Source organism: Duganella aquatilis (assembly GCF_009674565.1).
Lineage (GTDB): Bacteria > Pseudomonadota > Gammaproteobacteria > Burkholderiales > Burkholderiaceae_D > Rugamonas > Rugamonas aquatilis.
Genome location: NZ_WKJL01000024.1, coordinates 1 through 15,189, shown reverse-complemented (window position 1 = coordinate 15,189; position 15,189 = coordinate 1). Strand labels below are relative to the sequence as shown.

General features: G+C 65.7%; 14 protein-coding genes. 8 read left to right on the top strand and 6 right to left on the bottom strand.

The window, feature by feature from the left end; all coding sequences use genetic code 11:
• The first annotated feature begins 7 nt into the window (after nt 1-7).
• From rfaE1 to GJ698_RS24290, 6 genes are all read left to right on the top strand, one after another.
• A complete protein-coding gene (rfaE1, locus tag GJ698_RS24315; RefSeq protein WP_371865430.1) occupies nt 8-931 on the top strand; it encodes a D-glycero-beta-D-manno-heptose-7-phosphate kinase in 924 nt (307 codons plus the stop codon).
• Nucleotides 932-1,168: 237 nt separating this feature from the next.
• Complete coding sequence (locus GJ698_RS24310) at nt 1,169-1,465, top strand: ComEA family DNA-binding protein (protein ID WP_154360453.1); 297 nt, start codon at nt 1,169-1,171, stop codon at nt 1,463-1,465.
• 69 nt (nt 1,466-1,534) lie between these two features.
• The gene (locus GJ698_RS24305) at nt 1,535-2,194 is read left to right on the top strand and encodes a hypothetical protein (protein WP_154360452.1); all 660 of its coding nucleotides are present in this window, start codon (nt 1,535-1,537) and stop codon (nt 2,192-2,194) included.
• 94 nt (nt 2,195-2,288) lie between these two features.
• On the top strand, nt 2,289-3,269 hold the full coding sequence (locus tag GJ698_RS24300; RefSeq protein ID WP_154360451.1) for a hypothetical protein: 981 nt from the start codon (nt 2,289-2,291) through the stop codon (nt 3,267-3,269).
• A gap of 173 nt (nt 3,270-3,442) precedes the next feature.
• A complete protein-coding gene (locus GJ698_RS24295) occupies nt 3,443-4,753 on the top strand; it encodes an MBL fold metallo-hydrolase (RefSeq protein ID WP_154360450.1) in 1,311 nt (436 codons plus the stop codon).
• The gene (locus GJ698_RS24290) at nt 4,750-5,661 is read left to right on the top strand and encodes a polysaccharide deacetylase family protein (RefSeq protein ID WP_154360449.1); all 912 of its coding nucleotides are present in this window, start codon (nt 4,750-4,752) and stop codon (nt 5,659-5,661) included. The genes GJ698_RS24295 and GJ698_RS24290 overlap by 4 nt, the downstream gene beginning before the upstream one ends.
• A gap of 2 nt (nt 5,662-5,663) precedes the next feature.
• Here the strand turns inward: GJ698_RS24290 and GJ698_RS24285 are convergent, their stop codons facing one another.
• Nucleotides 5,664-6,269 carry a hypothetical protein gene (locus GJ698_RS24285; protein ID WP_154360448.1) on the bottom strand — a complete coding sequence of 202 codons (606 nt, stop codon included), beginning with the start codon at nt 6,267-6,269 and terminating at the stop codon, nt 5,664-5,666.
• A gap of 242 nt (nt 6,270-6,511) precedes the next feature.
• Here GJ698_RS24285 and GJ698_RS24280 point away from each other — a divergent pair, with 242 nt between their 5' ends.
• On the top strand, nt 6,512-7,789 hold the full coding sequence (locus GJ698_RS24280) for a hypothetical protein (RefSeq protein ID WP_154360447.1): 1,278 nt from the start codon (nt 6,512-6,514) through the stop codon (nt 7,787-7,789).
• Here the strand turns inward: GJ698_RS24280 and GJ698_RS24275 are convergent.
• On the bottom strand, nt 7,775-9,550 hold the full coding sequence (locus GJ698_RS24275; RefSeq protein ID WP_154360446.1) for an FAD-dependent oxidoreductase: 1,776 nt from the start codon (nt 9,548-9,550) through the stop codon (nt 7,775-7,777). The genes GJ698_RS24280 and GJ698_RS24275 overlap by 15 nt on opposite strands.
• A gap of 147 nt (nt 9,551-9,697) precedes the next feature.
• Between GJ698_RS24275 and cysM the strand changes: the two genes are divergently transcribed.
• On the top strand, nt 9,698-10,600 hold the full coding sequence (gene cysM / locus GJ698_RS24270; RefSeq protein WP_154360445.1) for a cysteine synthase CysM: 903 nt from the start codon (nt 9,698-9,700) through the stop codon (nt 10,598-10,600).
• Nucleotides 10,601-10,749: 149 nt separating this feature from the next.
• Here cysM and GJ698_RS24265 read toward each other — a convergent pair whose 3' ends face one another.
• From GJ698_RS24265 to GJ698_RS24250, 4 genes are all read right to left on the bottom strand, one after another.
• A complete protein-coding gene (locus tag GJ698_RS24265; RefSeq protein ID WP_154360444.1) occupies nt 10,750-11,097 on the bottom strand; it encodes a hypothetical protein in 348 nt (115 codons plus the stop codon).
• 420 nt (nt 11,098-11,517) lie between these two features.
• Nucleotides 11,518-12,669: a lytic murein transglycosylase B gene (gene mltB / locus GJ698_RS24260; RefSeq protein WP_154360443.1), complete on the bottom strand. Its 1,152-nt coding sequence runs from the start codon at nt 12,667-12,669 to the stop codon at nt 11,518-11,520.
• Nucleotides 12,660-14,669 (bottom strand): transglutaminase TgpA family protein, encoded by a 2,010-nt coding sequence (locus GJ698_RS24255; protein WP_154360442.1) that lies wholly within the window; start codon nt 14,667-14,669, stop codon nt 12,660-12,662. The genes mltB and GJ698_RS24255 overlap by 10 nt, the downstream gene beginning before the upstream one ends.
• On the bottom strand, nt 14,666-15,189 hold a 524-nt coding region (locus tag GJ698_RS24250), incomplete at its 5' end, for a DUF58 domain-containing protein (RefSeq protein WP_154360441.1). The genes GJ698_RS24250 and GJ698_RS24255, both read right to left, overlap by 4 nt.

Below are 15,189 nucleotides of genomic sequence, written 5' to 3'. Positions count from 1 at the left end.
GGCGACCGTGACGACGAATCTGGACAAAGTACGCATCCTGGTGGTCGGCGACGTGATGCTGGACCGTTACTGGTTCGGCGATGTCAGCCGCATTTCGCCGGAAGCGCCGGTGCCGGTGGTGCGCATCGAGCGGCGCGAGGCGCGCCTGGGCGGCGCCGCCAACGTGGCGCGCAACGCCGCCGCGCTGGGCGCGCAGGCCGGCCTGCTGGGCATCGTCGGCAACGACGAGGCGGGCGACGAGGTGCAGCGGCTGCTGGAAGGCGACGGCATCCGCAGCTACCTGAAGCGCGACGAGGCCATCTCCACCATCATCAAGCTGCGCGTGATCGGCCGCCAGCAGCAGATGGTGCGCATCGATTTCGAGGAAGCGCCGACCGACACCGTGTTGCGCGACAAGCTGCTGCAGTTCAAGGCGCTGCTGGCCGACTACGACGTCATCGTGCTGTCGGACTACGCCAAGGGCAGCCTGGTGGCGGTGGCCGACATGGTCGCGGCGGCGCGCGCGGCCGGCAAGGTGGTGATGGTCGATCCGAAAGGCGACGACTTCACGCGCTACAGCGGCGCCACCATGCTGACGCCGAACAAGTCGGAGTTCAAGCACATCGTCGGTTCGTGGAGCAGCGAGGAGCAGCTGACCGCCAAGGCGCAGGCGCTGCGCACTCAGCTCCGGCTCGACGCGCTGCTGCTGACCCGCTCGGAAGAGGGCATGACCCTGTACACCGACGGCGCCCAGTTCCACATGCCGGCGCAGGCGCGCGAGGTGTTCGACGTCTCCGGCGCCGGCGATACCGTGATCGCCACCATGGCCTGCATGCTGGGCGCAGGCGCCGGCTGGCAGGAGGCGGTGGAAACCGCCAACCGCGCCGGCGGCATCGTGGTCGGCAAGCTGGGCACGGCCACCGTCACGCGCGAGGAATTGTTCCCGTCCTGAGCGCGCTTTTGAGCTTGCAAGGCCCCGCACCGGTGCGAACCGTGCGGGGCTTTTTTATGTTTAACGTGATAATTATTTAATAATGACATGGCGCGGACCATATGCGGTAGCGGCTACACCTGCGAGAAATAAGCGGCTTGATCTGGCTCAGGCGGACGGGTCAACGTGGACATGCAGGGGCCGTTATGGAGGACGCAAGGTGCGATGGTCGCCCTTGCCGACAACCAAGGAGACATCATGATCAAGAAACTATTGCTGGTAGTGGCCGCGCTGGTGGCCAGCATGACGCTGGCCTGGGCGCAGGTGGACGTCAACAAGGCCGACGAGGCCGCGCTGGACAGCGTGCGCGGTCTGGGACCGGCCAAGACCAAGGCCATCCTGGAAGAACGCAAGAAGGGCGAGTTCAAGGACTGGTCCGATCTTGAAACGCGCGTCAAGGGCATCGGTCCCAAGAACGCCACCCGCCTCTCCGAAGCCGGCTTGCAGGTGAACGGCAAGTCCAAGGACGGCGCCCCCGCCAAGGCCGCCAAATAAGCGGTGGCCTTCCTATAACAGCCTTGCTTCGCGGGGCTGTTTATTTACCTGGTCACCATTGAGGGGTACATGAAATTATTGTTTTTCTCCATTGCCATCAGCGGCGCGCCGGTCCACGCCACGCCGGTGGCTGAGCTGTCACTGACGCCCGCGCGCGCCTGCCTGGCGCCTCCCGGCAACCCGGGCAAGCTGCTCAATCAGGTTTATCCGAACGCAAGCACGGCCGGCAATGCGCCATTCAGTCATCAGCTGGACATCAATGGCGACGGCTGGTGCGACTGGGTCAGTACGGCGGCGCAACCGCCGCATCGCGATGGCGTTGCGCTGGAACAGCCGCGGCTGAAGGATTTTATCTTCTTGGGGAGCAAGAGCGGCTGGCGCCGTTTCGGCAATCAGCAAGCCATCCGCTCCTTCTACGACCAGCAGCATTTTGACCAGCCTCCGCCGTATGATGGGGAATTTGAGGTGAGCGCGTTCGTCAGCCCGCTGTTGATTTATGCCAAGGATGAGCCACGGCCGTATGTGGCGACCATTTCCATCTCCCAGGATGTGCTTGACGCCACAGCCGAGGACGTGGTGGTCTACCGCTGGCACGACGGCTTCGATACGCTGCTCCAGGTCGGCAAGCCGGAGCGCAGCAAGGTCGTGCAGTTCCTGCAAGTGCAGTATTGCGGGAAAAAGCTGAGCTTGCCGGTGCAATCGGTGGCGCAGGCCGTGTGTGCCCGATGACGGACTTCAGGTCGATTTGGAACAATGGCCGCTGGCTGGACGGGACGATTTCCTGGTTCCAGAGCTGGTTTTAAATGATGAGAGGAGACGGTAATTGCAACAAGCTGATTTCGCGACCCGATTGTGCGCGACATTAACGGCGTCGGCGGCGGCGCTGTTCGACGCCTGGCTGGCGCTGATGGAGCAGGAAATCGCCGAAGGGTGGTCCGCCTTTTATGCGCGCGAACTGTGGTTGCGGGATCAGCTGCCGCCGCCGCTGATCAACGAGGCGGGGCGGGCTTATATGATCGAGGAATTACAACGGCGCCTGCAATTGCGCTTTGGTGAGGCGTGGTTGCCGGATGCGCCGGCGGTGCCGCCGGCCGGGACGCAGGCCTACCGAAACTATCTGGAGACCGGACAGTTATCGGTGTTTCAGCGATCGTCGGCGGCGCCATGGGATTTGACAGCCGATGCGGTCGCCACCCGGCTGCTTGACACCGAGCAGCGGCATGCTGCCTTCGAGATTGCGCGCAATGAACTGAACTGGTATGTGGCGGCGTGCGAGCAATGTACATTGACGCCGCCATTGCTGCTGTGGCCGAAAGAGGCGCTGCCGGCGGTGCGCGACCAGAGCGTGCCGCTGGCCTACGACAACAGCTATTGGTGGGCATTGTGCCAACCCGAGCATCGCATCGTGCTGGACGGCGACCATAACGGCATGTTGACGCCGGCGGTGAATCTGGCGCTGATGGCCGAGCTGGCGCCCGACTTTCCCTACAGCGCAGCGCTGAGCAGCGCCAAACGTCTGGTGTTTGTGCAGCAGGGCGATAGCCCGCAGGCCTGGGCGGTACTGATCGACAAGACCGATGGCGCGGCGATGTTCAGATATCCGCCGCAATTGATCCTGATCGACCGGGCCGCCGGCAAAAAGCTCAAGGATGCGCAGGTGCTGTTTCACAGCGTCATCGGCAAGCGCTTCTTCACGCAGGCACTGATGGGGCAACGGGCCATGGAACTGGAGTTGCGTTTCCATCTGCCGCGCATGCGGCGCCTGGTTGCGATCTACCAGCCTTACGTGGAATCCATCGACTGAACTAACACCGGAAAACTGAACCTATGATCCTGATTTCCCGCGGCCAGCAAAATAGGCTTGCCGGTGCTGTCGGTGGCGGAAGCCGTGTGCGCACGATGAAATGCGCTGGCAAGCATCCGCCGTGCGACCGCATCAGATGACGCGGCATGCCCTGGCATGAGATGATGCGGTCTATGAAAATCTCCCGCATCCTTCACGCCGGCTACGTCTTTGAAAGTGGCGCCACGCAGATCCTGTTCGACCCGGTCTTCGAAAATCCGTTCAGCCGGAACTGCCACGCCTTCCCGGATGCGCGCTTCGATCCGGTGCAGATCCGCGCGCTGCGGCCGGACGCCGTGTTCATCTCGCACTTCCACGACGACCACTGCTCGATGGAGAGCCTGGACCTGCTGGACCGCACCACGCCGGTTTATCTGTATTGCCTGTTCGACGAACTGTTCGCCATGTTGCGCGCGCTGGGCTTTGCCAACGTGCAGGCGCTGGCGGTGGATGCGCCGGTGACGGTCGGCGCCTTCGAGGTGATTCCGCGCCGCGCGCTGGAGGCGGACGTCGATTCCATGTTTCAGATCCGCGCCGAAGGCCTGAATGTGCTGAACGTAGTCGATGCATGGATGGACCCGGAGACGCTGGAGCAGCTCAAGCCTTACGCGCCGTGGGACATGGTGCTGTGGCCATTTCAGACCATGCGCGAGGTGGATGTGATCGCGCCGTCGCGCGCCGAGCGCGGGCCGGTGGCGCTGCCGGAGGAATGGCCGGAGCAGCTGCAGGCGCTGGCGCCGCGCTACGTGGTGCCGAGTTCCTGCCAGTTCCGGCAGGAGCCGTGGTCGTGGTACAACCACGCCATGTTTCCGATCACCTATCGCCAGTTTGCGCAGGCGATCGGCGCGTGGCTGCCGTCGGCGCAGGTGGTGCGTCTGAATCCGTCGGTGTCGGTGCTGCTGACGGCCGACGCGCTGACGCCGGCCGCGCCGCTGCCGTGGGTGCTGCCGGCCGGCCCGCAGGATGTTGACTACGAATACGACGCCGACATCGTGCCGCCGCCCACTGCCGACATCGCGCGCCACTTCGCGCCGCTGACGGCGGAGCAGGCGGCGCTGGCTTTGGACTTCTGCCGCGGCGGCCTGCTGGAACGCTATGAAGACATGGAGCTGCCGGAAGACAGCTACTTCGCCACGCCGTGCGTGTGGCAGCTGTCGGTGTACGACCACGCTGGCGCTGTGCGGCAGTTCCGCTACCGCATCCACGGCGACAGCATCGCGCTGAGCGACGACGAGGAAGCGCCCACCTGGACCACCGAGATTCCGCTGGCGAAGCTGTATGCCGGGCTGGCGCTGGGCGAGTCGCTGACCTCCATGTACATGCGCATCGACGGCGCGCCGGCCGATGCCGACATCGTCGACGATCCGCTTATCCGCTGCCTGTTCAACGACGCCTTCGGCGCTTATCAGGCCGCGCAGCTGCGGCGCCTGGGAGTCACGGTATGAAAAGCATCCTCGGTGCGCTGCTTGTAGTGTTGAGCGCCGGCGCGCAGGCGCAATCGGTCGCCTTCACCTTTGACGACGGCCCGCGCGTGGCGCAGACGCCGCTGCTGTCGCCGCAGCAGCGCAACCAGGCCTTGCTCGATGCGCTGGCGGCGCAGCAGGTGTCGGCGGCGTTGTTCGTCACCTGCGACAACGGCGCGAACCAGCCGGCCGGCTATGCGCTGGCGCAGGCGTGGGGCCGCGCCGGGCATGCGGTCGGCAACCATACGATGACGCACCTGGACCTGAACAGCGCCAAGGTCACGCTGGCGCAGTACCAGCAGGAGATCACCGACTGCGACAAGATCACGTCGACGCTGCCGGGCTACCAGAAGTGGTTCCGCTTCACCTTCCTGCGCGAAGGGAACACGCCGGAGAAGCGCGACGGCATGCGCGCCTTCCTCAAGCAGACCGGCTACCGCAACGCCTACGTCAGCCTGGACACCAGCGACTGGCGGCTGGACGAGAAACTGGTGCAGGTGCTGGAGAAGAATCCGCAGGCCGACCTGGCGCCGATCCGGCAGGTGTATCTGTCGCACATCCGCCAGCGCGCGCTGGCCTATCGCGATTTGTCGCGGCATCTGGAGGGGCGCGACATTCCGCAGGTGATCCTGATGCACCATAATCTGATCAACGCGCTGTGGCTGAAGGACGCGATCCAGCAGTTCAAGGACATGGGCTGGACCATCACCACGCCGGCGCTGGCGTTTGCCGATCCGGTGTACCAGCAGCCGCCGGAGAAATCGGTGGCGGGGCAGAGCCTGCTGCTGTCGATTGCCCGCAGCCAGGGACTGGGCAAGTTTCCCGGCTGGGAGCGGCTCGTCGACGACGGCGATGTCGACATCGAGGCGCTGAAGCAGCAGGGGCTGTAGCGCTACTCCACATCTTCCAGCTGGTCCCAGGCGCGGCGGTATTTGGGCAGGCGGCGTTCCAGCGTGTTTTGCGCCTGATCGTTGGCGTGCGCCACCAGCGTCAGCGCGGTGCTGAGGGCGTCGCTCATGGCCTTGGCGGCGATGGTCATGGCTTCGGCTGCGGTAGGCGGGACTTTCACGCTCTGCTTCATTAGCTGCGCGCGCAGCATGGCGGCGTTGGCCCACTGCTTGTGGCCGGGCAATAGTACCCAGATTTCATGCCAGGCATTGCGGCCGTCGCCCGCCACCTTGACCGCCATCTGGTTGGGCGAGACGGACTTGCCGTTATAAACAAGGTTGTCGCCAGCGATGGCGGCGGTGTACCAGCGTTCGTTGAAGCGCATCCGCAGGCGTGTGCCCTCCGGCAGGAACAGCTGTTTCCATTGATAGCCACGCGACGGGATGGCGTCCGCGCGGCCCTTGGCGATCCAGAACTGCACGGCTTTGATCAGCGCTTCGCTGGCCGATAGTGTGCTGCCGCTCTCGCGCAGATAACTGCGGAGCTCGTCATAAACTATTGCCGGGAGTATAGGTGGGGGTGGTAGGTTGCGGGTCCCTGCGGCATTCATGCTGGTTCTCCTTTCTGGTTTGTTCTATTGTTTTCTGTTTCTGTCTGTTAGACCGTCCGCAGGGCGGGGAGTTCAAAATATATAAAAGCAGACAAAAGCAGAACACCGAAATAGAGACGTCTCCAGAAGGAGGCGGAATATCTACCCCCTGTGCATATCCTCGGCTTGTTTTTGGGCAAGTTGGCGCGGCTGCGGGCGGGTGGCATACTTACTCCATGAATTATTTTGATCTTGTGTTGCGGATGGTCGTTGCCACCGACTCGGAGGACGTGTTGCGCGAGTACGCGGCGTGTTCGTCCGGCTATGTGCGCGAGGCGGTGCTGAGACGATGCGCCGAACTGGCGTTGCCGGCGCTGCTGCCGGAAGTCGCCGCGCGCCTCGACGACTGGGTGCCGGAGGTGCGGCAGGCAGCGCGCGATACCTTGCTGAGGCTGTTGCCATTGGTGCCGGTGGACGAGCTGCTGGCGCTGGCGCCGCAGGTCCTGCGCCAGGGCCGGGGCGACTATGCCAGCTGGCTGGCGGAATTCGAGCAGCTGCTGATTCGCAGGATGTCGGTCGACGAACTGTGCGCAGCGGCGCGCGAGGCCGAGATCAAGGTGGCGCGCGCGATCGTGTCGGTGCTCGACACGCACCGCCTGCTGGCGCCAGCCGCCCTGATTGCGCTGATCCTGGCGCGCCACGACGACATCGTGCTGGCACGGCGCGCCGTTGAACTGTGCGCGAAACTGGCGCCGGCGGAGCAGGGCATGGCCTATCGCGCCGCAGCGCGCTCGCACTTTGGCGCGGTCAGAACGCTGGCCCTGAAAGCCTTGCTGGCGATGCCGGACCAGGCGCGCACAGAACTGGCCACGGCGGCGCTGGAAGATGTGCAGTCATCGGCGCGCCAGACCGCCGTCGGCTACCTGCAGGCAAACGGCGTCGATGTGGGCGGCTACTACCGCGAGGTGCTGGCGCAGGGGCCGCATGCGGTGCTGCGCACGCGCATCTGCCTGACCATGTTGGCGTCCCTGTGCGACAGGGCCGACCTGCCGCTGATCCAGTCTTTCCGCAGCAGCGAATATCCGGTGCTGCGCGCGACGGCGCTGGCGCTGTGGTTCAAGCTGGCCGAACAGGACAAGGACCAGATTGCGCTGGCCGCCATGGACGACGCCTCGCCGCGCGTGCGCAAGTTCGCCGTGCAGCTGGTGCACCGGCATGGCGCTTACGTGCCGTTCGCCGTCATCCTGCAACGCCTGTCAGCCAGCGATGATGTGCTGTTCGTGCTGCGGCTGGCCGAGGGCAATAAATGGCACTGGCTGGAAGGCGTCGCGCGCGTGGTGTTGCAACGCGGTGTCGAGGAGGCGCGCCGGCTGGAACTGCCCGCGGCGCTGCTCACATGGACGAAGGCCACGGACTGGCATGTGAATCCGGCGCCGGAACAGCACGCGTTCCTGGCGTCGGCGCCGGTGATGAACGTCTTCAGCCAACTGCTGCCGGCGCAGCGCCTGGCTTTCCTGCGCCAGCAGTTACACCTTGACTAGCTTGTCCGCCGGCAGGTTGGCCAGGAACTGGTGGATCTGCGACACCACCGCCGCTCCTTCGCCCACCGCCGCCGCCACGCGCTTGGTGGAGGTGGCGCGCACGTCGCCGATGGCAAACACGCCCGGCACGCTGGTCTCCAGCGCCGCCCGCGACGGCAGATCGCGCGGATAGACGCCGTTGGCAAAGTTGGCCTTGCACTGCGACTTGGTGACATCGAAGCCGGTGCGGATAAAGCCATTGGCGTCGACATCGACGCCGCAGTCGGCCAGCCAGCCGGTGTTCGGATCGGCGCCGATGAACAGGAATACGCGGCAGACGTCGTAATCGCATTCCTCGTCGGTCTTGGCGTTGCGCACGCGCACCTGCTTGAGGCCGTCCTCGTCGCCTTCCAGCGCGATGATTTCGGTGCAGGTATGCAGTTCGATATTCGGCGTGGCCTGGATGCGCTCGATCAGGTAGCTGGACATGGTGGACGACAGGCTCTCCTTGCGGATCAGCATGTGCACCTTGGACGCGTAGCCCGACAGGAACACCGCCGCCTGGCCGGCCGAGTTGCCGCCGCCAACCAGGATGATCTCTTCCGTCTTGCACAGCTTGGCCTCGACCGGCGAGGCCCAGTAGTACACGCCCTTGCCCTCGAACTGCTTCAGGTTGGCCAGCGACGGCCGGCGGTAGCGCGCGCCGCAGGACAGCACCACGGTCTTGGCCTTGAGCATTTGCAGGCTGCCGCACATTTCCACCTGCAGCGGATAGGTGTCGCACACCAGGCGGCCGGCCGGCGCCGGTATCGCCACCTCGACGCCGAACTTCATCGCCTGCACGTAGGCGCGGCCGGCCAGCGCGCGGCCCGAGACGCCGGTCGGGAAGCCCAGGTAGTTTTCGATGCGTGCGCTGGCGCCGGCCTGGCCGCCGTAGGCGCGCGTTTCCAGCGCCAGCACCGACAAGCCTTCCGAGGCCGCATACACCGCCGTCGCCAGCCCGGCCGGACCGGCGCCCACCACGATCACGTCCCACACCTTGTCGGTGTCGAGCGGCGGCAGCATGCCCAGGCAGCGGCCGATCTCGACCACGCTCGGATTCTTCTTGACGGCGCCGTCCGGGCACACCACCAGCGGCAGCTCATCGGCCACCGGCTGATAGTGCTGCATCAGGTCGGCGGCCTGCTGGTTATGTTCCGGATCGAGCACCAGGTGCGGATAGCCGTTAGCCTGCAGGAAAGTTTGCAGCGTGTGGATGCGGCCGTGGCCGCGCGGGCCGACGATCACCGGGCCGCCCGAGGCGTGCTCGATCAAGCCGACGCGGCGCAGGATCAGCGCGCGCACGATGCGTTCGCCCAGCTCGGCGTGCGCCACCAGCAGCTGGCGCAGCGAATCGGACGGCACCACCAGCACCTCGACATCGCCGACGGCGTGGCCATTGCCCAGCGCCGGGCGGCCCGACAGCTGCGCCACCTCGCCGCTGAACTGGCCGCGCTGGTGGGTGGTCACGTAGGAGGTGTTGCCGAGGCCGTCATAGCGGTTGACTTCGATGCCGCCCTGGAGCACCAGCATCAGGCCGAAGCTGGTCTTGCCGGCCTCGAAGATCATTTCGCCGTTCTTGAAGCACACCACATGGCCGAAGCGGTGCATGTGGCGGATGTCGGCCGCGCTCAGGGTCGGGAACATCTGGTGGCGACGCTGCTCCAGGTTGAAGACGTCGCTGGACGGCGTCGGTTCGTCCGGGGTTTCTTCCGGCAGCAGTTCGGAGGAGGGGGTAGCCATGGCGGTTTCGGGGTAATGAAGCTGGTTGCACGAATGTTGCCAGTCTAGCGCAAGCCGGGCCGCCCGTCCAAAGTCTTAGGGGGTAGCGGGCCGCTTTGCGGCAACTCGGCTAAAATGGTTGTTTTGGCGACCTCAAACAAGAAGACGATGGCTTACAAGACCCTGCAAGATACGATCGGCAACACGCCGCTGGTGCAGCTGACGCGCCTGCCTGGCGCCGATGCCGCCGCCCGCAACAACATCATCCTCGGCAAGCTGGAAGGCAACAATCCGGCCGGCTCGGTCAAGGACCGCGCCGCGCTGTCGATGCTGCTGCGCGCCGAGGAGCGCGGCGACATCAAGCCGGGCGACACGCTGATCGAGGCCACCAGCGGCAACACCGGCATCGCGCTGGCGATGGCAGCCACCATCCGCGGCTACAAGATGCTGCTGCTGATGCCGGAAAACCTGTCGGTCGAGCGGCGCCAGAGCATGGCCGCCTACGGCGCCCAGATCCTGCTGACGCCGAAAACCGGCGGCATGGAGTACGCGCGCGACATGGCCGAGCAGTTGCAAAAGGACGGCAAGGGCATCATCCTCGACCAGTTCGCCAACCAGGACAACGCCCGCGCCCACTACGAGGGCACCGGGCCGGAGATCTGGCGCGACACCGAGGGCCGCGTGACCCACTTCGTCAGCGCCATGGGCACCACCGGCACCATCATGGGCACCTCGCGCTATTTAAAAGAACAGAATCCGGCGATCCAGATCATCGGCGCCGAGCCGGAGGAAGGCTCGTCGATTCCCGGCATCCGCAAGTGGCCGGAGGCGTATTTGCCGAAGATCTACGACCGTTCGCGCGTCGACCGCGTGGAATCGGTGTCGCAGGCGGCGGCCGAAAGGATGGCGCGCCGCATGGCGGCCGAGGAAGGCATCTTCTGCGGCATTTCGGCGGCCGGCGCCTGCGAGATCGCGCTGCGCATTTCGCAGACGGTGGAAAACGCCACCATCGTATTCATCGTCTGCGACCGCGGCGACCGTTACCTGTCGACCGGCGTGTTCCCGGCGTAAACCCCAACCGGGGTCAGTGCCGACATTCGGACATTTCGCGAGCGAAATGTCCGAATGTCGGCACTGACCCCGGTTTAAAACAACAACGCCCTCATCCCCTGGTCAAAGGGAGGAGGGCGCTGCGTCAGGGCGGTACAACAGGGGCTGGATCAGCCCTGGTTGCTGCCGCCGCCTGGGGTTTCGCCTTCTTTAGGCTTGAACTGCTTGTCGCTGATGCGGAACTTGTTGCGGCGGTCGCCCATCAAGTAACGCAGGTCGCGGATGCTCAGGTCGCTCACTTCGTGCATGCGGATCAGCAGCGAGGCGCCCACCGGCAGGCGGTGGTGACGGATTTTGCTGATCACCGGCGGCGCCACTTCCAGCGCGCGCGACAGGGCTGCGTCGTTTTTCAGGCGCAGGTTCTCGATCAGGGTATCGAGCAGGCGGTTGGGATTGTACTGCAGCAGATCATCGCCATCCGCATCGTTGTTCATGTCTATGCCGACTTGGTTTGTCATGTCGTCTTTTCCTTCTGTAAAGTTGTCCTGCAAAGTACAACACTCGGAGCTTTGCTGCGCCAATGTCCAATCCTTAACAGGAGAAGTCACACACGGACACGGATTCCAGGATAACAAGTTTCATAATATATACACAATTGTACAACACTCCGCAATCTAATACTCAGCAGCAATACAAAAAAGCTCTTCCCGCAGGGTATTGTTGTCGGTCTGCAACATTGTGTGAGAATTATACACCGACTTTTGTGCTAACCTCATTCGTGCGCACTTTGTGTAACGATTAAAGTTAGTTGTATAACAATTGCGTTGTAAAGCAGCCTATTTAATTGAGCTGCTGCCGCAAGTGTGTACAAAATATTTCCAAGTGTCAACAAAACAATACCGTGTCGGACCGCACGGTACAAGCCGATTTACGCTTGCTTACATCCCTGAAGCGGATATTGACGCCGGATTCGGCGCCCTGGCCAGGCGCACGGCCCGTCCCAGTTCCACCACCGACATCGCATAGAAGTAGCTGCGGTTGTATTGCGTGATGGCAAAGAAGTTGTTGTTGGCCAGCCAGTACTCGGTCGGCTCGGCGCCGTTCTGCAAATCCACCAGGCCGTACAACTGATCCGGCGCCGGCACGGCGCTGGTGACGCCGGCCGTGGCCAGTTCGGCGCTGCGGTACTTGGCCGCCAGTCCCTGGTTCAGCATGCCCTCCCAGGCGCGGTTGGGCGACACCGCCGCCGCGTACACCACCGGCCCGCCGACGTCGCGCTGCCAGCCGTGACCGGCCAGGAAGGCCGCCACGCTGCCGATGGCGTCGCTGGCGGAATTCTGCAGGTCGATCTTGCCGCTGCCGTCGAAGTCCACCGCATATTTCATCAGGCTGCTCGGCATGAACTGCGGCATGCCGATGGCGCCGGCAAACGAGCCTTTCAGCGACAGCGGGTCGACGCCGTCCTGGCGCGCGAACAGCAAGGTCGCCTCCAGCTCGCCGCGGAAGAACTCCATGCGCTCGCGCCGCTGCGGCGCCTCCGGATAGGAAAACGCCAGCGTGGTGATGGCGTCCAGCACGCGGAAGCGGCCGGTGTTGCGGCCGTACACGGTCTCGATGCCGATGATGCCGACCAGCACTTCGGCCGGCACGCCGTACAGCGACTCGGCGCGCGCCAGCGCTTCGGCGTTATCGTTCCAGAACTTGACGCCGGCGTCGATGCGCACCGGATCGATCATCAGCTTGCTGTAGGCCTGCCAGTTCTTCGGCTTGCCGGGCGGCGCCGGCTTGACCAGCTGCACGGCGGCGTCGACATAACGCACCTGGTTGATCAGCGCGCCCAGCTCGGCGCGGTCGAAGCCGTCGCGCGCGGCCAGGTCGTCCAGAAAGGCGCGCACCTCTTTCCAGTCGCCGAAGTTGACGAACTCGCCGACATAGTCGACGGCCGGCGCGGCTTTCTTCTTGGGCGGCGCGGCCTTTTTCTTTTTCTGCATGCTTGGCGGCAGCTTGTAGCCGTACGGGTCGACCGGCGCGGCGTGGCTGACGGTGGCTGCGCTGAGCAGCAGGGCGGTGATCAAAGTCTTCATCGGCATAAGGATAACAAGGTTTTCAGCGTCGCCAGCGACGCCTTGCGTGATTCGGTCCCGCCGGCGCCGTACATCAGCTGGCCGTACAGGTGCAAAAACTGGTCCATGGCAGCGTGTTTTTCCGCGCTGGCCGGCATCGTCCGCAGCCGCGCCGCGTAGTCGCGCGGCCCCTCGGCCGCCCCGCGCGCGTAGCCGTGACGGGCCTGCTGCCGGCCAAACGCCGCGTACAGCGCCGCCAGCGCATCGGCCGGCTGGCGCCGGCGCTGCCAGCGTAATAGCCACAGCAGCCCGGCGACCAGCGCCGCACCGAGTGCCGTGCGCCAGGTGCCGACCGCCGCGCCTAGTTCTTCAAGGAAACTTCGCTGCCTCTCAGGATTGTAATCGAGTACCCATTGATTCCAAGAATTATTCAACGCGGCATAGGCAAATCTGAGTTGCGCCAGCCACGAATCCGCATCGTTCTGCAGGTCGAGCAGCGGCGCCAGGCCGAAGGCGGCGGGGCGCGGCAGCGCGCGCGCCAGGTTGCGCTCGACGCGCTCGGGGGCGACCGCGGCGGTGGGATCGACGCGCCGCCAGCCGCCGGCCGCGGTCCAGATCTCGGCCCAGGCGTGGGCGTCGGACTGGCGCACGGTCAGATAGCCGTCGACCGGATTGCGCTCGCCGCCCTGGTAGCCGGTGACCACCCGCGCCGGCACGCCCATGGCGCGCATCAGCACCACGTAGGCGCCGGCGTAGTGTTCGCAGAAGCCGGCCTTGCTGCCGAACAGGAAATCGTCGACCGCGTTGGCGCCGGTCAGCGGCGGCTCCAGCGTGTAGCGGTAGCCGTCGCGGCGGAAGCGTTGCAACACGGCGTTGCTCAGTTGCTGCGGCGCGTCGGCGCCGGCGGCGGCTGCGCGCAGCTGCTGCGCCAGCGCCAGCGTGCGCGGATTGAAGCCGGCCGGCAGCTCCAGCCAGTGCGTCATGCGCTGCGGCCGCTCGCCGGCCTGCAGCGTGAAATCCAGGTAGGCGCTGGCCTCGAAGCGCACCCGGCGCGTGATGGGATCGGCGGTGAACTGCTCCATCTCGTCGGAATCGCGCAGCCGGTGGCCGGGCACTTGCAGCGTGGGGCCGGCCAGCTCCAGCAGCGCCAGCCAGCGCGTATTGCTGGCCTCCACCGTGGTTTCGTAGCGCAGCGGCGCCCCGCGCGCGCTGACCGCCACGTCGAGCCGCTGCAGGCCGCGCTTGCGCGGCACGCGGGTCCAGGTGCGGCCGTCGTAGTCGCCCAGCACGATGCTGCGCCAGTACAGCTGCGATTGCGCCGGCACGGCGCCGAAGAAGCGCACGCGGAACGCCACTTCGTCGGACTGCGCCAGCGACGACAGCGTGCCGGGCGCCATGCTGTCGGACAGACCGGTCCTGGCGCCGGCGGCGTCGCCCGGCAGGCCCCACAGCGGGCCCTGGATGCGCGGGAAGCCGACAAACAGCAGCAGCGCCAGCGGCGTGGCCAGCGCCGCCAGCCTGGCCGTGGCGCGCAGGCGGCGCGCCAGCGGCGGCACGGCGCCGGTGTACTGGAACGACTGCTGGGCCGTCAGCAGCAGCACCAGCGTCAGCGCCACCCACAGCGCGGCCGGGATCGACTGCGAATAGAAAAAGCTGGTCAGCAGCACGAAGAAGCCGAGGAAGGTGACCACGAACAGGTCGCGCTTGGCGTGCATCTCCAGCAGCTTGAAGGCCAGCAGCAGCACCAGCATGGCGACGCCGGCGTCGCGGCCCAGCAGCGTGTGGTAGCTGCGGTAGACGCCGGCCATGGCGGCCAGCGCGATCGGCAGCAGCAGCCACACCGGCGGCAGGCGCTTGCCCAGCCAGGTGAGGGCGGCGCGCCACAGCAGCGTGGCGCAGGCCAGCGCGCCGATCCACGGCGGCAGATGGCCGAAATGCGGCGCCAGCACCATCAGCGCGGCGGCCAGCAACAGCAGCGTGTCGGCCTTGTCGCGCGTCAGCCCTTGCGCCAGCGGCGTGGCGCTCATGGCTGCTCCGGCTGGCCGAACAGGGCCAGTGCGCGCAGGCAGGCGGCGCGGTGGGCGTCGCCGAGGGCCGGGCCGTAGTCGTGCTGCGCCAGGCGGAAGCGGTAGGGCAGCGCGCGCTGCTCGGCCTCCAGCACCCAGCGCGCCAGGCGCGCCAGCTTGCGCTCCAGGTCCAGCTGCAAGGGCAGCGCGGCGAAATCCAGCGTCAGCTCGGCCACCGCACCGCCCTCGAAATGCTTGGTCACCAGCTGCCCGCCCAGCGCCGGATCGAGTCGCGCGATCTGCCGCCAAGCCAGATGCCGCAGCGGATCGCCGGCCTGATAACTGCGGATGCCGGCGAAATTATCCAGCCCCACCGTGCCATGCCCATCCTCGCTGGCCGCGCCGGCGGCGGGCAGCGGCGGCGCCGGCAGCTCCGGCGCCGGATACACCAGCACCCGCGCATCCGGCTGCCAGTAACTCCAGGCGCGGAACAGCCCGAGCGGAAAGCGCGTCACCAGCCGCACGCGCGGCGCCGCCAGCC

Excerpts from the sequence above, each read along its gene's own strand:
- GJ698_RS24255 (WP_154360442.1), bottom strand. The coding sequence starts at position 14,669 with ATGAGCGCCACGCCGCTGGCGCAAGGGCTGACGCGCGACAAGGCCGAC.
- GJ698_RS24305 (WP_154360452.1), top strand. The coding sequence starts at position 1,535 with ATGAAATTATTGTTTTTCTCCATTGCCATCAGCGGCGCGCCGGTCCAC.
- GJ698_RS24290 (WP_154360449.1), top strand. The coding sequence starts at position 4,750 with ATGAAAAGCATCCTCGGTGCGCTGCTTGTAGTGTTGAGCGCCGGCGCG.
- mltB (WP_154360443.1), bottom strand. The coding sequence starts at position 12,669 with ATGCCGATGAAGACTTTGATCACCGCCCTGCTGCTCAGCGCAGCCACC.
- GJ698_RS24280 (WP_154360447.1), top strand. The coding sequence starts at position 6,512 with ATGGTCGTTGCCACCGACTCGGAGGACGTGTTGCGCGAGTACGCGGCG.
- GJ698_RS24275 (WP_154360446.1), bottom strand. The coding sequence starts at position 9,550 with ATGGCTACCCCCTCCTCCGAACTGCTGCCGGAAGAAACCCCGGACGAA.
- GJ698_RS24265 (WP_154360444.1), bottom strand. The coding sequence starts at position 11,097 with ATGACAAACCAAGTCGGCATAGACATGAACAACGATGCGGATGGCGAT.
- GJ698_RS24295 (WP_154360450.1), top strand. The coding sequence starts at position 3,443 with ATGAAAATCTCCCGCATCCTTCACGCCGGCTACGTCTTTGAAAGTGGC.
- cysM (WP_154360445.1), top strand. The coding sequence starts at position 9,698 with ATGGCTTACAAGACCCTGCAAGATACGATCGGCAACACGCCGCTGGTG.
- GJ698_RS24285 (WP_154360448.1), bottom strand. The coding sequence starts at position 6,269 with ATGAATGCCGCAGGGACCCGCAACCTACCACCCCCACCTATACTCCCG.
- GJ698_RS24310 (WP_154360453.1), top strand. The coding sequence starts at position 1,169 with ATGATCAAGAAACTATTGCTGGTAGTGGCCGCGCTGGTGGCCAGCATG.